We start from the raw sequence: 19,781 nt of genomic DNA, 5'->3' as shown, positions 1-19,781 counted from the left end.
AAAGATTATGGGCATTTATCATAGTGCGTATGCTTCCTACCAAGTCAAAAAGGGAGAGGATATCATGAGTTACGAAGAGATTCCTTACACCGATTCGTATGATGAATTCTTTTCTGAGATGCCGGACGATGCGGCAAGCCTGGAACGATATCCTAACGAACGAGGGGGCCCCGGTACGTATGGAGGCGCTCCGGGCGCAGGATTCCAAGGCTGGCCCGGCGCTGCTCCGGGCACAGAGTTCCAAGGCATGCCTGGCGCTGCTCCGGGCACAGGGTTCCAAGGCATGCCTGGCGCTGCTCCGGGCGCAGGATTCCAGGGCATGCCTGGCGCTGCTCCGGGCGCAGGATTCCAAGGCATGCCTGGCGCTGCTCCGGGCGCAGGATTCCAGGGCATGCCTGGCGCTGCTCCGGGCGCAGGATTCCAGGGCATGCCTGGCGCTGCTCCGGGCGCAGGCTTTCAAGGCATGCCTGGTGCTGCTCCGGGCGCAGGATTCCAGGGCATGCCTGGCGCTGCTCCGGGCGCAGGCTTTCAAGGCATGCCTGGTGCTGCTCCGGGCGCAGGATTCCAGGGCATGCCTGGCGCTGCTCCAGGGGCCGAATTCCAGGGCATGCCTGGCGCTGCTCCGGGCGCAGGATTCCAGGGCATGCCTGGCGCTGCTCCGGGCGCAGGATTCCAGGGCATGCCTGGCGCTGCTCCGGGCGCAGGATTCCAGGGCATACCAGGCGCTGCTCCGGGGGCCGGATTCCAGGGCATGCCTGGCGGAGCTCCGGGGGCCGGATTCCAGGGCATACCAAGCGCAGCTCCGGGGGCCGGAGTGGTGCCCGGCAGACCGGACGGCTTCCCCGGGGGGCCCGGCGACTTCTCTGGGGGACTCGGCGGTTTCCCCGGTGGACCCGGCGGTTTCCCCGGTGGACCCGGAGGCTTCCCCGGGGGGCCCGGAGGTTTCCCCGGTGGACCCGGAGGCTTCCCCGGGGGGCCCGGAGGTTTCCCCGGTGGACCCGGAGGTTTCCCCGTTGGACCCGGAGGTTTCCCCGTTGGACCCGGAGGCTTCCCCGGGGGGCCCGGAGGTTTCCCTGCTGGGCCCGGCGGCTTCCCGGGTGGACCCGGCGGCTTCCCCGGTGGACCCGGCGGCTTCCCTGCTGGGCCCGGCGGCTTCCCCGGGGGGCCCGGCGGCTTCCCCGGGGGGCCCGGAGGTTTCCCCGGTGGACCCGGCGGCTTCCCCGGTGGACCCGGCGGCTTCCCTGCTGGGCCCGGCGGCTTCCCCGCGGGACCCGGCGGCTTCCCCGGTGGACCCGGCGGCTTCCCCGGTGGGCCCGGAGGTTTCCCCGGTGGGCCCGGAGGTTTCCCCGTTGGGCCCGGAGGTTTCCCCGGTGGACCCGGCGGCTTCCCCGGTGGGCCCGGAGGTTTCCCCGGTGGACCCGGCGGCTTCCCCGGTGGGCCCGGAGGTTTCCCCGGTGGACCCGGCGGCTTCCCTGCTGGGCCCGGCGGCTTCCCCGGTGGGCCCGGAGGTTTCCCCGTTGGACCCGGCGGCTTCCCCGGCGGACCCGGCGGCTTCCCCGACAGACCGGACGGCTTCCCCGGCGGACCCGGCGGCTTTCCTGCTGGGCCCGGCAGCTTCCCCGGTGGTCCCGGGGGCTTCCCGGGCGGGCCTCCAGGACCTCCCGGTGGGCCCGGCGGCGCTCCAACCGGACCCGGGGGCGCTCCCCTGTCCCCACCGCCGTCATATACGCCTCCTAAAATGGCGCAAACGTTTGCTGTTGACCCGGGCAGCATCTGGCGATGCCGTTTCCAGTACGTGTACATTTGGCAAACGAACGGCCAGCAGTACTGGATCTTTCTGACGTTTGTCGGCCGCAATTCCATCGCCGGGTTCCGTTGGTTCGGATACGGGCCTTTCGGCTACTGGGTATACTTCGGCCTTGATTTGAACCGGATCGAGCAATTTTTTTGCCATCGGTAATGTCTGCAACGTCAAAAGCTCTGTGCGCGGCACAGGGCTTTTGACAATAGTGTTGAACCGCCCGCGCTCCTATTTCTCCTGTTCCTCCTTCTTCCAGGGCGGATCGGCAATCTCGTGCAGCTTGCGGTTAATCCGGTAAATGGTGTAAGGGATGGCCCAAGATAAAAATGCACACAGCCAAATCGAGCCCGACGGCGAATATTCCTTTACAAGTTGAATCATACAATCGTCTCCTATCGGTTCGAACGGTCTACCGTTCCGGTCCGGCGAATAATGACACGAGGCTCCACTTGGATTTCGCATTGCGTAAAGTAGCGCTGCCCCTTTTCCCAATGATCGCCGATCTGTTTCCATACTTTATAATGATTCTGCTGCAAGTTGGCGCCGAGCCCAATCACATCCGCCTGAAAATCGCGCTGCAGCTTGTGGACCGTCGCCTTCGTCATCCGGACGATCTCCCGCTCCGCCGCCTTCTCTACCATATCCACCGATTTTCTTTTAAATAAATCGAGCGACCGTGCGTAGCTTTCGCCTATGGCGCCCTCCGCTTCGATACGGATTGTAAAACGGATGTGCTGCGGGTCGCTGACGTCGGCAGCGACGGTTCGCTTCTTCATCGTAAGATCGCATACGACCAACTTATTTTTCACTTCGGCTTTCACATTTCCCGTCCGAAATTTGCCGGTGAGCAAGTTCAAGCCCTCCGTGTCTTCCGGCCCAAGCACCCCGGCCATCTGCGAGTTTTCTCCCCGGATTACCGCCGCCCCTTCGAGCTTCACCTCGTGCCTGTCTTCTGCGCTCATCATCCGCTGCACGACAAAGCTTCGTTGACTGAGCAATTGCTCATGAATGTCCCCCAGCTTGGTTTCCGGTAAGATACTGGCGTTCTTTACACTATTCTCCGATACGGAATTGATGTACATGACCGGCAGCTTCTCGTTGCTGGGCTCGACATTCAATATGTTCCGGGCTTCGCCTGCCGTGACGAATACCTTGGCGCTGCGGCGCATCTCGGACTCGCGCAGAAAAAAATCCAGCACGCGGGCGAATTCATGGTCGTTCCCCGCAACCTTATCCGAGATCGCGATTACTTTTAAATGCTCGTAATACGGAAAGCGGCTCGCACGTCCCGCAAGCTGCTTGTCGATATCGAACAATGCTTCTCCTTCCGACGTTAAGTTCAGATAAGCTTGGCCCGAGGCGGAACTTTTCGAACCGCCGGCGCTCTGCAGCTTGCCGGGCACGACGAATTGATACGTTACCGCATATCGCGCCTTGCCCCGCAGCTTCTTCTCCACCCCCGCTTTTCTTTGCTCCGGTTTATGGGACGTTCTTGGAACATCAATCGCAACACCGATCACAAAGCCGCGCTCATCGATTTCAACACGATCCCAGCACCCGGCCGTCAGTACCAGAAGAACCAGTGTGAACAAAACGGAAACCGGCGTTTTAAGCATGCCCCGACACCCCCCGAAGCTTGGCAATCGCAAGCAGCAGCAAAGGGATCAAAATACCGACGAACACATCGACATAGCTGAACAACCGCCCGTAGGCGGCGAGCTGCGTTAAATCCTTCGGCAAATAACCGGCTAAATAAATGATCGGAGCCAAAGCGAAGGCTACCGTCCGTTTGCTTGACCGGCGAAAAAACGTGCCTGCGATCCAAATGCAAATGTCAAGCGTCATCGCAGCGGAATTAAAGATCGTCATCAACCAAATCGTAAAAAAAAACGACTCGAACCGTTCGAGAATCGCCCCGGGTACCTCAATTTCTTTGGCCAGCTCCACCGCCGGATATTGCAGCTCCGCCGTAGCCTTGGCCGAGAAGACGCCTATTGTCACGATGAACAATGCCGTATAAAGGATAAGCGGTATGGAGATGCCGATGACGGCGGCCTTGACCGTATCCTTAGGCCGGTTCATTAAAGCGGCATAAAAAACGACAGATTCAAAACCCAAAAACGAAAACAAGCTTTCCTTGGTGCCTACAACTAATTTTTTCCAATCGCTGATCCCTATGGGCTTCAGCTGCTCGAATTCGAAAAAACCGGCGTTCATCACAAGCACCACCACAAAAACGACGATGACGAAGGGAAGAAACAGCAAATTCAGACGCACAATCCCTACCCGTGGCCCGGACGCCGCATAAATGACAACCAGAAAAAAAATGAGGCCGATAACTTCGACCGGCGTACGGGTAAATAAATATTCTTTAGCGACCTCGGCCGCACCCCGCACCTCATAGCTGGAAAACATGGCAAACGCGATGAAGAAGAATACGGATAAGACGGCAGCCAACGGTTTCCCGACAATGCGGGGCGCAAACTCGGTGAACGGCTGCTTGGGAAAGCGAATCGCCAGCATCGCCAAAACCCACGTAAAGACCATGCTCAATAGGCCGGCAATCACAATGGCGATCCAACCGTCCGACGAAGGCACCACTTTAGCGATGCCGCGCGGCAGCGTCAATACGCCGAGGCCGAGAATCATCGAAGCAACGGAAAACAGCAGTTCCGTACCGTTAATCTCATCATCGCCGTATTCGAACCTTCTCACGTGAAGCCCTCCGTTTCCGTCTAAGGTTTCTTCCTGCTTTTTTATTCCTGTCCCTTCGATCCATCCTTTTTGTTCATTCGCACCTTGTCCAGCGTCTGCATGAGCTGCGGCCGTTTTTCGAGCACCGTCACCGGCGCGCGCAGAATCAGATCCTTCCAATCGTTCCAAAAGAACGGCGCGAACGGTACGGTAAACGGAACGCCAAAGCTCTTGAGGTTCACGATGTGGATGTTGATCATGATATACACGAGCACGATCCCGTACAAGCCGAACATGGACGCTGCCAGCATGATCAGAAACCGCAGCATGCGAAGCGAGATCGCAAACGAATAGGACGGCAGCGAAAACGAAGAAATCGCCGTAATGGCAACGACGATAACCATGATCGGGCTAACGATTCCCGCCGCCACCGCCGCTTCCCCGATCACAAGCCCGCCGACGATGCCGATCGTTTGTCCGATGGGCTTGGGCAGCCGGATGCCCGCTTCACGGAGCACTTCCAGCGTCACTTCCATCAGCAGCGCCTCGACAACGGCCGGAAACGGCACGCCTTCGCGTGAGCCCGCGATCGAAAAAGCAAGCTTGGACGGGATCATCCCTTGATGATATTCGACGAGCGCAATATACAGCGCGGGAAGAAACGTCGCCAAAAAAGCGGAAACCGTCCGCAAAAGCCGCATTAACGAAGAAATGAGCCAATGATGATAATAGTCTTCCGGCGATTCAAACATCGAACCGATAGTAACCGGCATAAGGAGCGTAAACGGCGCCCCGTCGACCAGCAGAGCAATCTTTCCTTGCAGAAGCGCCGAAGCCGTTTTATCCGGCCGTTCCGTGCTGTGAATCAGCGGAAACGGGGTAAGAAAGCTGTCCATCATCCACTGTTCGATATAGCCGGAACCTTCCGCCTCATCCATATCGATCGTGTCCAATCGCCGCTTCGCTTCGGCTACCAGTTCAGGATGAGCGATGCCGTCGATATAAGCAAGGACAACCTCCTTCCTCGATCTGCGGCCGATGCGGAAGGAGATGTAGCGCAGATGCGGATCGCGGAGCCGACGGCGCACCAACGCCGTATTGGTCCGCAAATTTTCCGTGAAGCCGTCCCTTGGCCCCCGAATAAGCGCCTCCGTTTGGGGCTCTTCCACCGGGCGTTCCTGCCAACGCTGGCTGCAGATCAGCAGCGCGTCCGACGAACCATCCACCAAGAGCGCCGCAATCCCGGATAACACGCCGAGCATCGTTTGGTCCAGAGAATCTACCCGATCGATGCTGTTTACCGATAAAATCTCTTGGTGCAGCAGGTCAAGCAAGGCACTGCCTTCGCTGGGGACCGTATGGGTCGCCAGCCATGTTCCCGATAGCAGCACCCGAAGCACCTCTTCGTCCAACAGATCGGCATTAGTCAAGCCGTCGATGGAAATTAACGAGCAGAGATGCTTGTGCGGCCCGACCCTGAATTCGCGGATGATCAGGTCATTGGGATAACCAAGCAGCTCTTTGATCATGGATATGTTATGCGTGACCGATTCCGTTAAACGGGCTATCGGTTCTTGCGGAGTCTCGCCGGCAGTCTGCTGCTTCCGAAGCCGCTGGCGGAACAAAAACCGTAGCATGGCAGTCCCCCCTCCCCTCATCGATCCGAACCACTGCTATGTAGCAGATTATTCCTGAAAAGCCTGCATTTTATGCACAAGAAAGCCCCGCCGCATCACGCAGGTGAGTGCGCGAAGGACGGGGCGGACTTATTTGGCCGGAGGAAAAAAAGGAGGTTCGATACGCTCGATGACCCATCTGGCGCTCTCGTCACTGCGTTTCAGGTGAAAGGTAAGCTTCTGCTTTTTCGGTCGACGGCCGACCTCATGGACCGTCACATCGACGGGCAGCTCCAGTCCGAGCCGACCGCGTGTATCCTGATCGCGGAACGGATCGATTCGGCGGATCGCCTTCATCCTGCCTATGTCACTTATATAGCGCTCCAGTTGAGGGTTCGCCGTATCGCCGAAAGCGTATCTTAGCAGCTGCGGGTCCTGTTGATTGATCGCGATCAGGAAGCTGTCCGCAACGGCATAAGGCGAAGCAAGTCGGAAGCCTTCCTCCAGGCGGCCGGCCGCTTTGTAGACCATCCATTGATGGTCGGGGTCGACACTTTTGGAGCGATGGGTCGTGCTCCCGAGAAAATGGACGCAAAAATGTCCTGAAAACCCGTTGCCGGGAATGCCGTCGCCACCATGCGGCATCCCGTGCATCGAAGCGGCAAACGACCGCCCGTCCTTTTCGACCAATACCGCTCTCCGTTTCCAGCTCCAAGCGCCTTTATAGATCTCTTTCATTACCGCAGTATCCGCTTTGGTCAGCGGCTGCATATCCGCATGGCTGCTGCCGGCACGGCGCTGTGCTTGAAAGGCGAGCCCCGTCTCCAGGTCGACGATCCGGCATACCGCTTTCATGGCAACCGTTTTTCGCGCTTCCTCCCACGAGGCCAATTGGCCGTAATGGGCGGCACGGACCGCTTCGGCATATCCGTGAAACCGATCTTTTAGGACCTGGGGCAGCTCCAGCGACTGCATATGGTGCGTATCATACCAGTTGCCATGCGCATCGATCGCATACCGGACCGCCGCTCCTTGCTTTTCCAGCACCACATACACATCCGTAAGCGGCACCTGCTGCACAGGCCGCCCCTTGTCCGGCAGCAGCTTCTTGAGCAGCTTGGGCGATCGGACCGCCAGCTCGCTGCGCATAGCCGATTCGGGCGAAGCCTGTACGACAAAGGTGAGCTTGGTCGGAGCGGCAGGCGCCCCCGCGCGGACGGGCAACGACCCGAGACCGATGCAGACCGCAGCCGCCGCCAAGATCAAAGCCCCTTTTTTCATACGTTTCCTCCGTACCTTCAATGATATGACACTAGCTTGCCGGTTTGATGGCATTTTCACACAAGGAAAAAGGTAGAAACGGAAGAGCGTTATAATCCTCACCGGACAGGTCATCCTAAATCTAACATTTGCGTTCAGGAGGGATCGGACATTCGTAAGATCATTACGGCTACATTGGCGGCTGCCGCCGTAGGCCTGCTTATGGTTCAGCCTTCCGTTATGGGGGAGGACGCGCCCCGCAAAGGAAGGGCCTACTACGAACAACGCGGCGAAGTCGTCTGGGAAATTCCGACGACGGAAAAAGTCATTGCGCTTACGTTCGACGACGGTCCCGACCCGGAAGATACCGCGCAAATTCTCGATCTTCTCAGGCTCTACGAAGCGAAGGCAACGTTTTTCCTTGTCGGCAACAAGGTAGAGAGGTTCCCGGAGCTGGTGAAGCGCGAAGCGGAGGAAGGCCACGAGCTGGCCAATCATACGTATAGCCATACGTATTTTAAACGAAACGGATCCATCGCCAAGCTGAAACAAGATATACAGCGCGCAGAAGAGGTCATCTACGCAGCTTCCGGTCAAAAATGCCGCCTGTTCCGGCCGCCCGGGGGGTTCTACAACGAGAAGCTGATTGATATGGCGAGGAATGAAGGATACATGGTCGTCATGTGGTCTTGGCATCAGGATACGAAGGACTGGGATACCCCGGGAGTCGACAAAATCGTCAATAAGGTTCTCGGCAATGCGCGCAGTGGGGATATCGTGCTGTTCCACGATTACGTGGAAGGGAAAGGCCAGACCGCCGATGCGCTCAAAGAAATTTTACCCGAGCTGAAGAAGCGCGGCTTCCGTTTCGTTACCGTATCGGAGCTGTTGACCTACGGCAAAATGAAGCCCGTAAAAAAGTTGCGCACCCCGGACATCCATCCATAACCGGATGCCCTCCCTTTCCATACAATACAGTGATCTGTATTTTCGGAAGAGGGAAGGAGCAGTGTGGTGAACTATTTGGATATGCTGTCCCGTCTGGGCGTCGGAAGCGCGCATCCCGGCGGTTTTTCCGCCACCATGTCCCAGCTTTCCCGCTTTCCGCTGCCTGCGGGGAGCCGGGTGCTGGAGGTCGGATGCGGAACGGGAAGAACGTCCTGCTATCTGGCGAAGCAAGGGTTTGACATCATAGGGCTCGACCTCCGTCCCGACATGTTGGCTAAAGCGAATCTCAGGGCGGAAGCCGAGCAGCTCGACGTGAGGTTCGTGGAAGGTGACATCACGGCGCTGCCGTTCGAAGCCGCGACCTTCGACACCGTGCTGGCGGAATCGGTTACGAATTTTGCCGACATCGGGCGGGCATTGGCCGAGTACGGCCGGGTGCTCCGGCCCGGAGGCATTCTGTACGACCGGGAGGTGATCGCGACCCCCTCGATCACGGAGGAGGCTTACCGGGAGGTCACCGGCTTTTTTCAGCTGAACGCCCTGCTCACGGAACAAAAGTGGATCGAACTACTTCAGGCTTCCGGCTTTGCCGAGATCACCGTTTGCGACCGCTCCGCTTTTGTCCAACACATCACGGACGACCAAATTGCCTACCCCGATATGAACCAGGTCATGGACCCGGGAGCCGTGCTCGATGCATCCGTCTGGAAAACGTCGCTTGCGCACGACGATCTGATTGCCGCAAACCACGACTACTTGGAGCATGCTCTGTTCATTGCCCGAAAATGACGAGCGTCATGGCGAAATGTAGCAACTTCAGGCCGGCTTGAGCATATGTTGAACTATCTTATCAAGTCGAGCGTGGTGCCTACTATGAGCCTGTCAGGCCTTGAAGCCGCACAGCGGTTTGTCCATATGCGGTTTCCGCAAAGCGAAGCGGCCATTCTGGCCGGAAGTGTCGTCCAAGGAGGCGCGACGCCAGGGTCGGACTTGGACCTCGTTCTATTCGACGAATCGCAAGCCGGACCCTTTCGAAAAACGTATCGGGCATTCGGCTGGATCATCGAAGCGTTCGTATTGAATAAAGATACGTACCGCTACTTTTTCGATCAGGCCGTGGAATCGGCCATTCCCTCTCTGCTGCGGATGTGCTCGGAAGGCATCGTGCTCCACGGTCACGAGCACGTCTCGGCCATCATCGAGGAAGCCAGACGCGATTTCGATGCCGGTCCTCCGGCCTGGTCCATCCAAGAGAGCGACCGGGCACGGTATGAAATCGGCGAGACGCTGACAGACCTGGAGTGCAGCACCTCGCGAGCCGAAGGCTTGTTCATAACGGCCAAGCTCGCCGGGATGCTCGCCGAATTCGCACTGCGGACCGGCGGCTTCTGGATCGGAGACGGGAAGTGGCTGCAGCGCAGCCTCAAGCAGTCGGACCCGTCCCTGGCGGAAGAGCTGTACGAAGCGCTTGAAGCTTATTACCGGCTGGATCGTACCGAGCCCCTTTCCGCTTTCGTGCAAAAGCTGCTGGAGCCGTTTGGAGGCTTTCTTGTTGAAGGATACGCCGAAGGCGATGATCCGGGCGAAGAAGAAACCGGACCATAACGCAAACAAAGTGCTCCGTTCGCATAACCTGCGGCACGGAAGCACTTTGTTTGCGTTCCTCTTATTAATGTCCGGCTCTTGGTGTATGGTCATAAACGGGGCTCTCCTTGGGACGAGCCTTGACCGGTAAGCGGATTTCGATCGTCGTTCCCTGCCCCTCTTCACTGGCTATCGACATCGTACCGTCATGATTTTCAATAATTTTCATGCTGACCATCATGCCAAGCCCGGTTCCCTGCTCCTTGGTCGTGTAGAAAGGCTGGCCGATGCTCGCCAGCTTCTCCGCCGGAATGCCGCAGCCCTGATCGATGACCCGTACGGCGATCTGCCTTCCCCCGGCTTCCGCAGCCACCTGCAGGGTCAGCTTCCCCCCATGGGGCATCGCTTCGACCGCATTTTTCAATAGATTGATAAACACTTGCTTGAGCTGGTTCTCGTCGCACTCCAGCAGAGGCAAGTCGTCCTCATATTCGGTAACGATCTCGATATTGTTCATGATCGCCTGCGCGTCGATCAGCGTAGCGACATGGCCGATCAGAGGGCGGATGTCCTGCGGACGAATTTGCGCCTCTTTCGGTTTGGACAGCACCAGCATCTCACCGATAATTTCCTCGATCCGGTTGATTTCGGAGGAGATGATTTCGAAATAATACGGCTTGTCCGAAGCGTTCGATTTGAGCAGTTGAATGAAGCCTTTGATCGCCGTCAACGGATTGCGGATCTCGTGTGCGATACCTGCGGCCAGTTGGCCTACAAGCGACAGCTTTTCGGAGTGTTCCAGCAGCTCCCGCGCTTTCTCGGCATCGGTAATATCCCTGACCATCACCCGGGCCGCGAACCGCCCTTCGAACCAGGTCGGAAACGAGAACACCTCCACATCGATCGGCCGACCGCCGACCGTCATGAGCTTCTGCTTCATGGGAGCCAGAGATTGGCCGCCCTCCATCATGCGAATCCGATTGCGCACGATCGCGTGAAAGTCGGGGTGCAGAAAATCGTAAACCGATCGGCCGAGCAGTTCCTCCGGAGCGGATGCCTCAAGCAGTTTTACCGCCGTATCGTTCGCGTAAACCCACCGGCCTGCTTGCTCGATAAATACCGCTACGGGCAGCTCCTCCACCAGCGATCTGTATTTTTCTTCGCTATGGAACAGTTTTTCCTGCGCTTGCATTCGTTCCGATATATCCCGCGCCACGGCAACAATGTTGCAAACCTCGCCATGCTGGTCCCGAATAAATTTAATGGAGCTCTCGTACCAAATGTAATACCCCTGTTTATGCCGCTTTCGGAGCATATGCCGGCTCTCGTCCGAACGGGCCGAGGCGACGGATTCGAAGGCATACTTAAAGTCCTCGGGATGAACCAGCGTTCGTCCCGAAACGCCGATCAATTCCTGCGGATCATACCCGAGCTGCGTATATACGGCTGGAGAAATATACTGGATGCTGCCGTTCGGCGCACAAAGCGTAATGATGTCTTGACTGTGGGACGATATCAGCTCGTACTGCCTTTGGCTTTCGCACAAATGCTCCCAAAGCTTTTTTTGATCGGTAACGTTTTTACCGGTGCCCTGCAGCGCTGTAATCCGGCCGTTCTCGACAAAAGGAATGACGGTCACATCAAGGTTCAGGTACCGCCCCCACCGATCGATCCCGACCATGTCAAAACGTTGAGGTGCCCCTTGAGCCACCAACGCCAAGCAGTCGCGAACCTTGCCGTGCTCTGAGGCCTCGATCATCGCGCGGCAATGAAGCCGCATCCGTGCGATTTCCTCCCGCGTATAGCCCGCAAGCTTCTCGAACGCTGGATTCACATCCATGTAATAACCGTCCAAATCCAACACAAACATCGGATCGGGATGATAGTCAAACAACGAACGGTAGCGCCGTTCGTACAGCTGCGAGCGACCAGGATCGCAAGCCGCGATATGTGCAATATAGCAAGTAAGCGCTTCATTCTGTTCGTGTAAATAGCGTGTCACGCTGATCAAAACAGGTACGGCGTCCCCTTCCCGATGAAGGAAGCGAAGAGATCGTTCGCGAGGACTTTCATCCCGGACATCGTGCGTCAATTCCTGCCAAAACTCGGCCCAAACGGCGCCATCGTCCGGATGGCAAAGCTGAGCTACCTCCCGCTCTTTCAAATTCGGCTCCGTCTCATCCAAGAGCCGGCACAACGCCGGATTGGCCGCAAGAAAGCGGCCGCCGGCAGAAACGAGAGCTATCGCATTTGGACTATATTGAAAGGTTCGGTAAAAAAGAGCATGTGAAGTGAGGTCCAAGTCCACGTCAAAGTTCATGCGTGCCTCCTGTTTCGAGCCTACAGCAGCTATCAGAAATGATCGATCATCGAGAGGCATCCGACCATTGCGGGCTGCCATGTCCTATTAGTTAACATTCTATGGAAAAGTAGTTTCTCCTCCCGTTTTCACAAAAAAAGAACAAGAGCGCAAACGCTCCGTTTCGGAACGCTGCGTCCTTGTTCGCAAAAGGATTATCGTTTGCCGGTTTCGTAAGGCTCGCCAAGCGAAGCGGGCGGCACTGCCCGGCCTACAGCGCCGGCAAGCACCAGAATCGTCAGCACGTATGGCAGCATGAAGAGAAATTCCATCGGAATGCTCTTGGCAAAATCGAACAGCTGCACGAAATTGCGGAGCGCTTGAGCAAAACCGAAGAAGAGCGCGGCGCCCAACACGCCGACTGGATGCCATTTGCCGAAGATCATCGCCGCAAGGGCAATAAAGCCTTGACCGGAAATCGTATTGTGCGAGAAGCTGCTCGTCGTCGTCAGCGTAATCGTCGCCCCGCCAAGACCTGCGAGCGCACCGCTGATCATGACGCCGATATACCGGTAACGGGAGACACGGACGCCCATCGTGTCGGCTGCGCTCGGATGCTCCCCGACCGATCGCAAACGCAAGCCGAACGGCGTTTTATAGATGACGTAATACGTAACGGCCACCAGAATGAGGGCCAGATACGTCGTAGGATAAGCTTTAAAGAAAGCCTCGCCAATCAGCGGGATGGAAGACAGTCCCGGAATCGCCACTTTGGTGAATACCGCATTCAGCGTCTCCGTTTGCCCCGACCCTTCAAAAAGGATTTTGACCAGATATACCGTAAGCCCGGCCGCCAAAAAATTGATGACGACGCCGCTGACGACTTGGTTCGCATTAAACGTAACCGTCGCCACGGCATGAATCAAGGAGAAGGCAATCCCGAAAATAAGGGCGGCGACCAGGCCGATCCACGGCGCCGCTCCATCCATCCCCGACTTCTCGGCGAAATGCGTGGCGATGGCGGCGGCGAACGCGCCGGATACCATCAGCCCTTCCAAGCCGATATTGACGATGCCCGACCGCTCGGAGAAAATACCGCCCAAGGCGGCAAAGATCAGCGCAGTGGAAAACACCAGCGTGGTGTTGATCAGCTCGCCGAAAATATTCAATGCCTCCATCTAAGCCGCCTCCTCTTTTTTCCGTTTGGCGTATATCGGGAGCAGAACCCAGCGCACGATACCGTGAGTCGCTACAAAGAAGATAACCGAGCCGATGACGACGCGGATGATTTCCGGCGGAACGTCTGCGGCGAAGCTCATCCCGGCGGACCCGTACGTGAGCGAGCCGAACAACACGGCGGCCAGCACGACGCCAAGCGGAGTATTGCCGCCCAGCAGCGCTACCGCGACCCCGTCGAAGCCGTAGCCCGGCGAAGCGGCCACCACGGTTTGATAATGGAACACGCCCAGCACATCGACGACGCCGGCGAGTCCTGCGAAAATGCCGCTGATAAACATCGATTTGACGATATTGCGGTTCACGTTCATTCCCGCGTAGCGGGCGGCGTGCGGATTATGTCCGACGGCGCGCAGCTCATAGCCTTGCTTCGTCTTCCACAGCAGCACGTAGAATACCGTTGCTGCCGCCAAGGCAATCACCGTCCCCCAATGCATCCGGGCGTTACCCATCAATTCGGACAGCCAGCCGAACGAGAGCGAGGCGGAATCCTGCGTCGGGTATGAACGCTGCTGTCCCGGCTGCAGCAGAAATTGATTGACCACATAGTTGGACAAAAACAACGCAATCCAGTTCAGCATAATCGTGGTGATAACTTCGTTCACGCCGCGCTTCGCCTTCAAATAACCGGCGATCGCGCCCCACAGCCCGCCGACCAGCGCACCGGCTACAACGGCGAGCGGCGCGTGGATAAACCACGGCATCTGCAGCTTGATCCCAATGACGGAGGCCGTGGTCATCCCCATCATGAACTGTCCTTCCCCACCGATATTGAACAGTCCGGTCCGGAATGCAAAGGCGACGGACAGTCCCGTCAAAATAAGCGGAGTAATCTCACGGACCGTCTCCCCGAAATCGTAAGGGTCCCCGAATACTTTGCCCACCAGCGCGCCATAGGCGGTCAGCGGATTGTAGCCGCCGGCCAGCATCACCAGCGCTCCGAAGAGCAGTCCCATCAAGATCGCGACAAGCGGGACCAACGCCGAATCTTTGGTTACGATTTTAATCAATTTATCCATGGTCGGTCCCTCCTTGTCCATGTCCGCCGGCCATCAGCAGCCCCAGCTCTTCTTCATTCGTCGTTTCGGGATCCACCTCGCCGACAATTTGGCCGCTGTGAATGACCGCAATCCGGTCGGATACGTTCCGAATCTCATCAAGCTCGAACGAGATCAGCAGCACAGCTTTCCCATGGTCTCTGGCTTCGATCAGCTTACGGTGCACGAATTCGATGGCGCCGACGTCCAGTCCCCGGGTCGGCTGCGCCGCGATCAACAGCTCGGGATCTTTGTCCAGCTCGCGGGCGATGATCGCCTTCTGCTGGTTCCCGCCCGACAGCGCGCGCGCCTTCGTATGAATGCTTGGCGTACGCACGTCGAACTCGCTGATCAACCGCTGCGCCTGCGTCTCGATCGCTTCGCTGTTCAAGAAGCCGCCGCGGTTATACTTCGGCTGATAATACGTCTCCAACACCATATTCTCGCTCATCGAGAAATCCAGCACGAGTCCGTGTTTGTGCCGATCCTCCGGAATATGCGATACGCCTGACTCGGAAATGAACCGTGGGGACCGGTTGGTCAGCGGCTTGTCCTTCAGCACGATCTCTCCGCCTTCCACGGATCGCAGCCCCGTCAGCGCCTCGATCAGCTCGCTTTGCCCGTTGCCATCCACACCCGCGAGTCCGAGAATCTCTCCGGCCCGCACCTCGAGCGAAAGGCTGTTCAAGGCGGGAAGGTTCCGGTTATCCTTGACCGTCAGGCCGCGGATCTGCAGCACCGGAGCTCCCGGCGAAGCCTTGGTCTTATTGACCTTGAACGTGACGCTGCGCCCGACCATCTTCTCGGCTAGCTGCTGCGGATTCGTTTCGGCGACATTCACCGAATCGATAACCTTGCCGCGCCGGATAATCGTGCAGGTGTCGGCAATCGCCATAATTTCCTTCAGCTTATGCGTGATCAGAATGATGGATTTCCCTTCGGCGGCGAGCCGGCGCAAAATATCCATCAGCTCTTGAATTTCTTGTGGCGTGAGTACGGCGGTCGGTTCGTCGAAAATCAGGATGTCCGCTCCGCGATACAGCGTTTTCAAAATCTCGACGCGCTGCTGCATACCGACGGAAATATCTTCTATTTTTGCTTTCGGATCGACCATCAGGCCGTACTGCTCCGAGATGTTTTTAACCTTCTCGTTCGCTTCCTTATAGTTGATGGAAGAACCCTTTCGGGGCTCGCTGCCGAGAATAATGTTTTCCGTCACGGTGAACGGCTGTACGAGCTTGAAGTGCTGATGCACCATGCCGATCCCCAGCTCGATCGCCTTCGTCGGGCTGTCGATGGGGGTTTTGCTGCCTTTAACCCAGATCTCGCCTTCATCCGGCTGGTACAGACCGAACAAAATGTTCATCAGCGTCGATTTACCTGCTCCGTTCTCGCCCAGCAGCGCATGGATCTCTCCCTTGCGCAGCTTCAAGCTGATGGAGTCGTTGGCCGTAATGCCGGGAAAACGCTTCGTAATCCCTCGCAGCTCGACCATCATGTCGGGTGAACTCATGAGCTTCCCTCCCCGCAAAATGTACAAGTAAGTTCAAGGTGCAAATCAAACGACAAGGCCGGTGGGTCACCAGCCTTGTCGAATTGGAATTTATTTTTCCGGTACTTTGATTTCGCCTTTAACGATCTTTTCTTTATATTCATCCACTTTCTTCAGCACGTCGGCCGGTACGTTCTTCTTGGAGGTTTCCGGCAAGCCTACGCCGTTGTCTTTGAGACCGAGAACAACGTTTTTGCCGCCTTGGAATTTGCCGTCGATCACGTCCATGGTCACGCGTTTCACCGCTTGGTCGACACGCTTCACCATCGAGGTCAGCGTCACATCGTCGCCGAATTCAAGCGACTGGTCCTTGTCCACGCCGATGACCCATACTTTTTTGCCTGATTTGACACGGTCCTTCGCTTCGTTGAACACGCCGTTGCCGGTTGCACCCGCCGCATGGAAAATGATGTCCGCGCCGTCGTTAAACATCGTTGCCGCAGCAGCTTTGCCCAGGTCCGGCTTGTCGAAGGCAGCCGCATAGATAATGTTTACTTTCGCGTTCGGATTTACCGCCGCAACCCCTGCCTTAAAGCCCACTTCGAAACGCTTGACGACCGGAATTTCGAGGCCGCCGACGAAGCCGACTTTGTTCGTCTTGGTCATCAGACCGGCAACGACGCCGGTAAGGTAAGAACCTTCCTGCTCCGCGAACGTTACGGATTCGACGTTCGGCCCTTCCACAACGTTATCGATAATCGCAAAGTTCGATTTCGGGTTTTGCGAAGCAACCGTCTTGATGGCGTCGCCCATCAGGAACCCGATCCCCCAGGTCAAATTGTAGTTATCTTTCACGTATTGATTGAGGTTAGGAATAAAGTCCGCGTCGCTTTTGCTTTGCAGGTATTTCACATTGGCACCGGTTTCTTTCTTAACCTCGTTCAGGCCTTCCCACGCGCTTTGGTTAAACGACTTGTCGTTTACGCCGCCGATGTCGGTAACCATGCCGATGTTAAATTTTTCCCCTTTTTTGCTGGCTCCCGCTGAAGTCTCCGCTGGCTTTGAACCGCTGCCAGCCGCATCTTGCGGCGCCGGCTTCGTTCCGCATCCGCTCAGGACGAGCGTAGCCGCGAGCATGAGGCCTGCCGTCGATTTGAACCATGTTTTCATTTTTGTTTTCCCCTTCCATGTATCTGTATGTAAGCGTTAAAATAAGTGCTGTAGCAATCTCCATTATAAAGGTTTTATTTAACCATCGTCCATATGTTTCTGAACAAAATTTCAAAAAAAACGCAGATTTTGTTACAAATCTGCGCCTTGTGTCATATTTCCTTATTAGGAAAGGTTATTTTGCTTTTGTAGATCACCGCAGGCCTGCAATGATATAATGAAAAATAGCAACAAAGTACAGGAGGGATACGTTCATGATCCATTTCGGCGCGCTTCATCTGCAGGCGGTATCGGGGATCGGCATGGCGGCGATGGCGCTGCTTGCGATATTTGTTCGGGCGCGGGCCAGCCGCAAGCCGGTTTCCCCGGTGAAAATCGTTATGCCGCCAATCGGCATGAGCACCGGCTTTCTCATGTTTGCCGTACCGGCCTTCCGGGTCCCTATGCTGTGGGCGCTGATCGCTTTGGCTGCGGGGCTGTTATTGTTCTCTTACCCGCTGATCCTCAGCTCCAAACTAGAGCTTCGCGGCGGCGATGTGTACGTTAACCAGTCCAAATCGTTTATGTTCGTGCTGCTCGGGCTCCTCATCTTGCGCCTGGCGCTGCACAGCTACATCGAGCAATATATATCGATTCCGCAGACGGGAGCGCTTTTCTTCCTGCTGGCTTTCGGAATGATCGTTCCATGGCGGGCCGCCATGCTTCTTCAGTACCGCAAGCTGCGGCGAGCAGCCGCTTAACGGGGCAACGGTCCATGTGAAAAGGCAGTCCTTCGAATGCGAAGAACTGCCTTGTTTCGTTATTACAGCCTGACGACTTGACCTGTAGCCTGCGATTCGAACGCCGCCAAAATCACCTTCAGCGAACGCATGCCTTCTTCCCCGGAAATGCTCGGCGGGGTTTTCGTCACGATCGATTCCACGAACGCGTCGATCACGCCGCTGGCCGTCTGCTTCTCGTTGGTGGCGATGGCGCCCACCTTATGCCGCTCGATCGAGCCGTTGCGGAGCTCCACGATAATTTGATCGTCCGGGTGCGTATCGATTTTCATGATGCCGTTCTCGCACCAGAGCACCGTGCTGTTGTCCCCGCCTTGGTAATAGGTCCAGCTTGCGACAAGCGTACCGATGATTCCGCTCTTCATACGGAGCACGCAAGCCGCGTTATCGTCAACATCCGTTCCCGCTTTGTCGAGCGTGCCGATAAAACCGGCGACATCCGCCACTTCGTCATCGAGCAGCCAACGGATCAGGTCGGATTTATGCACGCCCAGATCGCCCATGGCGCCCATAATCGCTTCATCCTTGCGGAAAAACCAGCTGTCCCGGCCGTCGACGCTCCAGCTTTCCGGTCCCGGGTGTCCAAATGAAGTACGGAACGTCAGCACTTTGCCGAGAGCTCCCGCGCTCAAAATCTGTTTGGCCTTCATATGGTGAGGCATCAGCCGCTGGTTGTGGCCGACCATCAAATAAACGCCGTTCTCCTTCGCCGCTTCGATCATCGCCAGCGCCTCTTCTTCCGTCGCAGCCATCGGCTTTTCGACCAGCACATGAGCGCCGGCCTTCGCTGCTGCAATCGATACCGGAGCATGCAGGGCATTCGGGGTGCACACGCTCACCGCATCGGGTTTTACCTCGCGCAGCAGCGTTTCATAATCGGTGTAAGCTTTTGCTCCGTACTGCCCGGCGTAATGCTCGGCTCTCTCCTTAACCGGATCGCAAAAAGCAACCAGCTCCACATGAGGATTTGCGGCATACTCGGGAATATGACGGTGTTTGGAAATGGCGCCGCAACCGATTACGGCCACTCTCAATTTGCTCATGGAATTCAATGCTCCTTCGGTTTGTTATATTAAATATGTTGCAAGTAGTTCGTTTTCACCCACTGCAAGCTGTTCGCCACGCTTTGCAGCGGAGGCTTCTGGCATACGTCCTGCTCTACGACGAGCCATTCCACTCCTGCTTCGGACGCGGCGGCGATGACCTTAGGCAGGTCGACAACCCCTAAGCCGAGCTCCAGCGTTTTCATCTGCCCGTTGTCGTCTTTGCCGAAATCTTTCAAGTGCAGCAGCGGCAGCCGGCCGGCGTATTTCGGAATATAGGCCAGCGGGTCCTGTCCGGCGAACTGCACCCAGCAGACGTCCATTTCGACCTGCACCGCTTCAGGAGAAGTCGTTTCGTACATCGCATCGAACACATAAGAGCTGCCGACGTTCATCTCGAATTCGAAAGCATGGTTGTGATAGGCGAAAATAAGCCCCTGCTTACGCACTTCCGTTCCCGCTTCTTGCAGGAAAGCAAACAGCGATTTCCAATCCTCTTCGGTACGGCGGTCTTCCTCGGCCACATAAGGACAAATCAAATATTGTCCGCCGATCGTTTTTAAATAATCGATTTGGCCCTGCAGATCGTCCCGCAGCTGCTGCAAGCCGACATGGCTGCCAATCGCTTTAAGTCCAAGCTCCTGAAGCAAATCTCTCAGCTCTTCCTTCGCCAACCCGCCGTATCCGGCAAATTCGACGCCTTCGTAGCCGAGCTCGGCTACTTTCCTCAACGTGCCGCGGAAATCGGCGGCGGTTTCATCCCGCAATGTGTAAAGCTGAAGCCCGATGCCCATTCTTCTCATCGTGAACACTCCCTGATTA

18 protein-coding genes are annotated in these 19,781 nt (G+C 56.8%); 6 read left to right on the top strand and 12 right to left on the bottom strand.

Features of this window, described 5'->3' with window-relative positions; translation table 11 throughout:
• Nucleotides 1-98 precede the first annotated feature (98 nt).
• Nucleotides 99-1,841, top strand: coding sequence for a hypothetical protein (locus NI000_RS36735; RefSeq protein WP_301292447.1), 1,743 nt, complete (start codon nt 99-101; stop codon nt 1,839-1,841).
• On the top strand, nt 1,796-1,960 hold the full coding sequence (locus NI000_RS11470; RefSeq protein ID WP_301292446.1) for a hypothetical protein: 165 nt from the start codon (nt 1,796-1,798) through the stop codon (nt 1,958-1,960). Before NI000_RS36735 ends, NI000_RS11470 begins: the two co-directional genes overlap by 46 nt.
• Nucleotides 1,961-2,029: 69 nt before the next feature.
• On the opposite strand, the gene NI000_RS11465 is transcribed toward NI000_RS11470, so the two are convergent.
• The 5 genes from NI000_RS11465 to NI000_RS11445 form a co-directional block, all read right to left on the bottom strand.
• On the bottom strand, nt 2,030-2,182 hold the full coding sequence (locus NI000_RS11465; RefSeq protein WP_253410589.1) for a hypothetical protein: 153 nt from the start codon (nt 2,180-2,182) through the stop codon (nt 2,030-2,032).
• A gap of 11 nt (nt 2,183-2,193) precedes the next feature.
• Nucleotides 2,194-3,417 carry a Ger(x)C family spore germination protein gene (locus NI000_RS11460; RefSeq protein WP_253410587.1) on the bottom strand — a complete coding sequence of 408 codons (1,224 nt, stop codon included), beginning with the start codon at nt 3,415-3,417 and terminating at the stop codon, nt 2,194-2,196.
• Nucleotides 3,410-4,516 (bottom strand): GerAB/ArcD/ProY family transporter, encoded by a 1,107-nt coding sequence (locus tag NI000_RS11455; RefSeq protein ID WP_253410585.1) that lies wholly within the window; start codon nt 4,514-4,516, stop codon nt 3,410-3,412. The genes NI000_RS11460 and NI000_RS11455 overlap by 8 nt, the downstream gene beginning before the upstream one ends.
• A gap of 41 nt (nt 4,517-4,557) precedes the next feature.
• Nucleotides 4,558-6,132 carry a spore germination protein gene (locus NI000_RS11450; RefSeq protein WP_253410583.1) on the bottom strand — a complete coding sequence of 525 codons (1,575 nt, stop codon included), beginning with the start codon at nt 6,130-6,132 and terminating at the stop codon, nt 4,558-4,560.
• Nucleotides 6,133-6,261: 129 nt separating this feature from the next.
• A complete protein-coding gene (locus NI000_RS11445; protein ID WP_253410582.1) occupies nt 6,262-7,392 on the bottom strand; it encodes a hypothetical protein in 1,131 nt (376 codons plus the stop codon).
• A 201-nt stretch (nt 7,393-7,593) separates the two neighbouring features.
• Here NI000_RS11445 and NI000_RS11440 point away from each other — a divergent pair, with 201 nt between their 5' ends.
• The 3 genes from NI000_RS11440 to NI000_RS11430 all read left to right on the top strand — a co-directional run bounded on the left by NI000_RS11440 (nt 7,594) and on the right by NI000_RS11430 (nt 9,924).
• On the top strand, nt 7,594-8,319 hold the full coding sequence (locus tag NI000_RS11440; protein WP_253410721.1) for a polysaccharide deacetylase family protein: 726 nt from the start codon (nt 7,594-7,596) through the stop codon (nt 8,317-8,319).
• Nucleotides 8,320-8,385: 66 nt separating this feature from the next.
• Nucleotides 8,386-9,108, top strand: a complete 723-nt coding sequence (locus NI000_RS11435) for a class I SAM-dependent methyltransferase (protein ID WP_253410580.1) — start codon at nt 8,386-8,388, stop codon at nt 9,106-9,108.
• A 45-nt stretch (nt 9,109-9,153) separates the two neighbouring features.
• The gene (locus NI000_RS11430; protein WP_253410578.1) at nt 9,154-9,924 is read left to right on the top strand and encodes a nucleotidyltransferase domain-containing protein; all 771 of its coding nucleotides are present in this window, start codon (nt 9,154-9,156) and stop codon (nt 9,922-9,924) included.
• A gap of 64 nt (nt 9,925-9,988) precedes the next feature.
• Here NI000_RS11430 and NI000_RS11425 read toward each other — a convergent pair whose 3' ends face one another.
• From NI000_RS11425 to NI000_RS11405, 5 genes are all read right to left on the bottom strand, one after another.
• Nucleotides 9,989-12,223, bottom strand: a complete 2,235-nt coding sequence (locus NI000_RS11425) for a PAS domain-containing sensor histidine kinase (protein ID WP_253410576.1) — start codon at nt 12,221-12,223, stop codon at nt 9,989-9,991.
• 194 nt (nt 12,224-12,417) lie between these two features.
• On the bottom strand, nt 12,418-13,380 hold the full coding sequence (locus NI000_RS11420) for an ABC transporter permease (RefSeq protein WP_253410574.1): 963 nt from the start codon (nt 13,378-13,380) through the stop codon (nt 12,418-12,420).
• The gene (locus tag NI000_RS11415) at nt 13,381-14,457 is read right to left on the bottom strand and encodes an ABC transporter permease (RefSeq protein WP_253410572.1); all 1,077 of its coding nucleotides are present in this window, start codon (nt 14,455-14,457) and stop codon (nt 13,381-13,383) included.
• Nucleotides 14,450-15,988, bottom strand: coding sequence for an ABC transporter ATP-binding protein (locus tag NI000_RS11410; protein WP_253410570.1), 1,539 nt, complete (start codon nt 15,986-15,988; stop codon nt 14,450-14,452). The genes NI000_RS11415 and NI000_RS11410 overlap by 8 nt, the downstream gene beginning before the upstream one ends.
• A gap of 90 nt (nt 15,989-16,078) precedes the next feature.
• Nucleotides 16,079-17,137 carry a BMP family lipoprotein gene (locus NI000_RS11405; RefSeq protein WP_253410568.1) on the bottom strand — a complete coding sequence of 353 codons (1,059 nt, stop codon included), beginning with the start codon at nt 17,135-17,137 and terminating at the stop codon, nt 16,079-16,081.
• Nucleotides 17,138-17,391: 254 nt separating this feature from the next.
• Here NI000_RS11405 and NI000_RS11400 point away from each other — a divergent pair, with 254 nt between their 5' ends.
• Entirely contained in the window at nt 17,392-17,877 is a 486-nt protein-coding gene (locus NI000_RS11400) for a CcdC family protein (RefSeq protein WP_253410566.1), read from the top strand.
• Between the two features lie 62 nt (nt 17,878-17,939).
• Here the strand turns inward: NI000_RS11400 and NI000_RS11395 are convergent, their stop codons facing one another.
• Both NI000_RS11395 and NI000_RS11390 read right to left on the bottom strand, forming a co-directional pair.
• A complete protein-coding gene (locus tag NI000_RS11395; protein ID WP_253410564.1) occupies nt 17,940-18,959 on the bottom strand; it encodes a Gfo/Idh/MocA family protein in 1,020 nt (339 codons plus the stop codon).
• Nucleotides 18,960-18,988: 29 nt separating this feature from the next.
• Nucleotides 18,989-19,762: a sugar phosphate isomerase/epimerase family protein gene (locus NI000_RS11390; RefSeq protein ID WP_253410562.1), complete on the bottom strand. Its 774-nt coding sequence runs from the start codon at nt 19,760-19,762 to the stop codon at nt 18,989-18,991.
• Nucleotides 19,763-19,781 lie beyond the last annotated feature (19 nt).

Source organism: Paenibacillus tyrphae (assembly GCF_024158745.1).
Classification (GTDB): Bacteria; Bacillota; Bacilli; order Paenibacillales; family NBRC-103111; genus Paenibacillus_G; species Paenibacillus_G tyrfis_A.
This window is presented reverse-complemented; position numbering and strand designations above follow the sequence as displayed.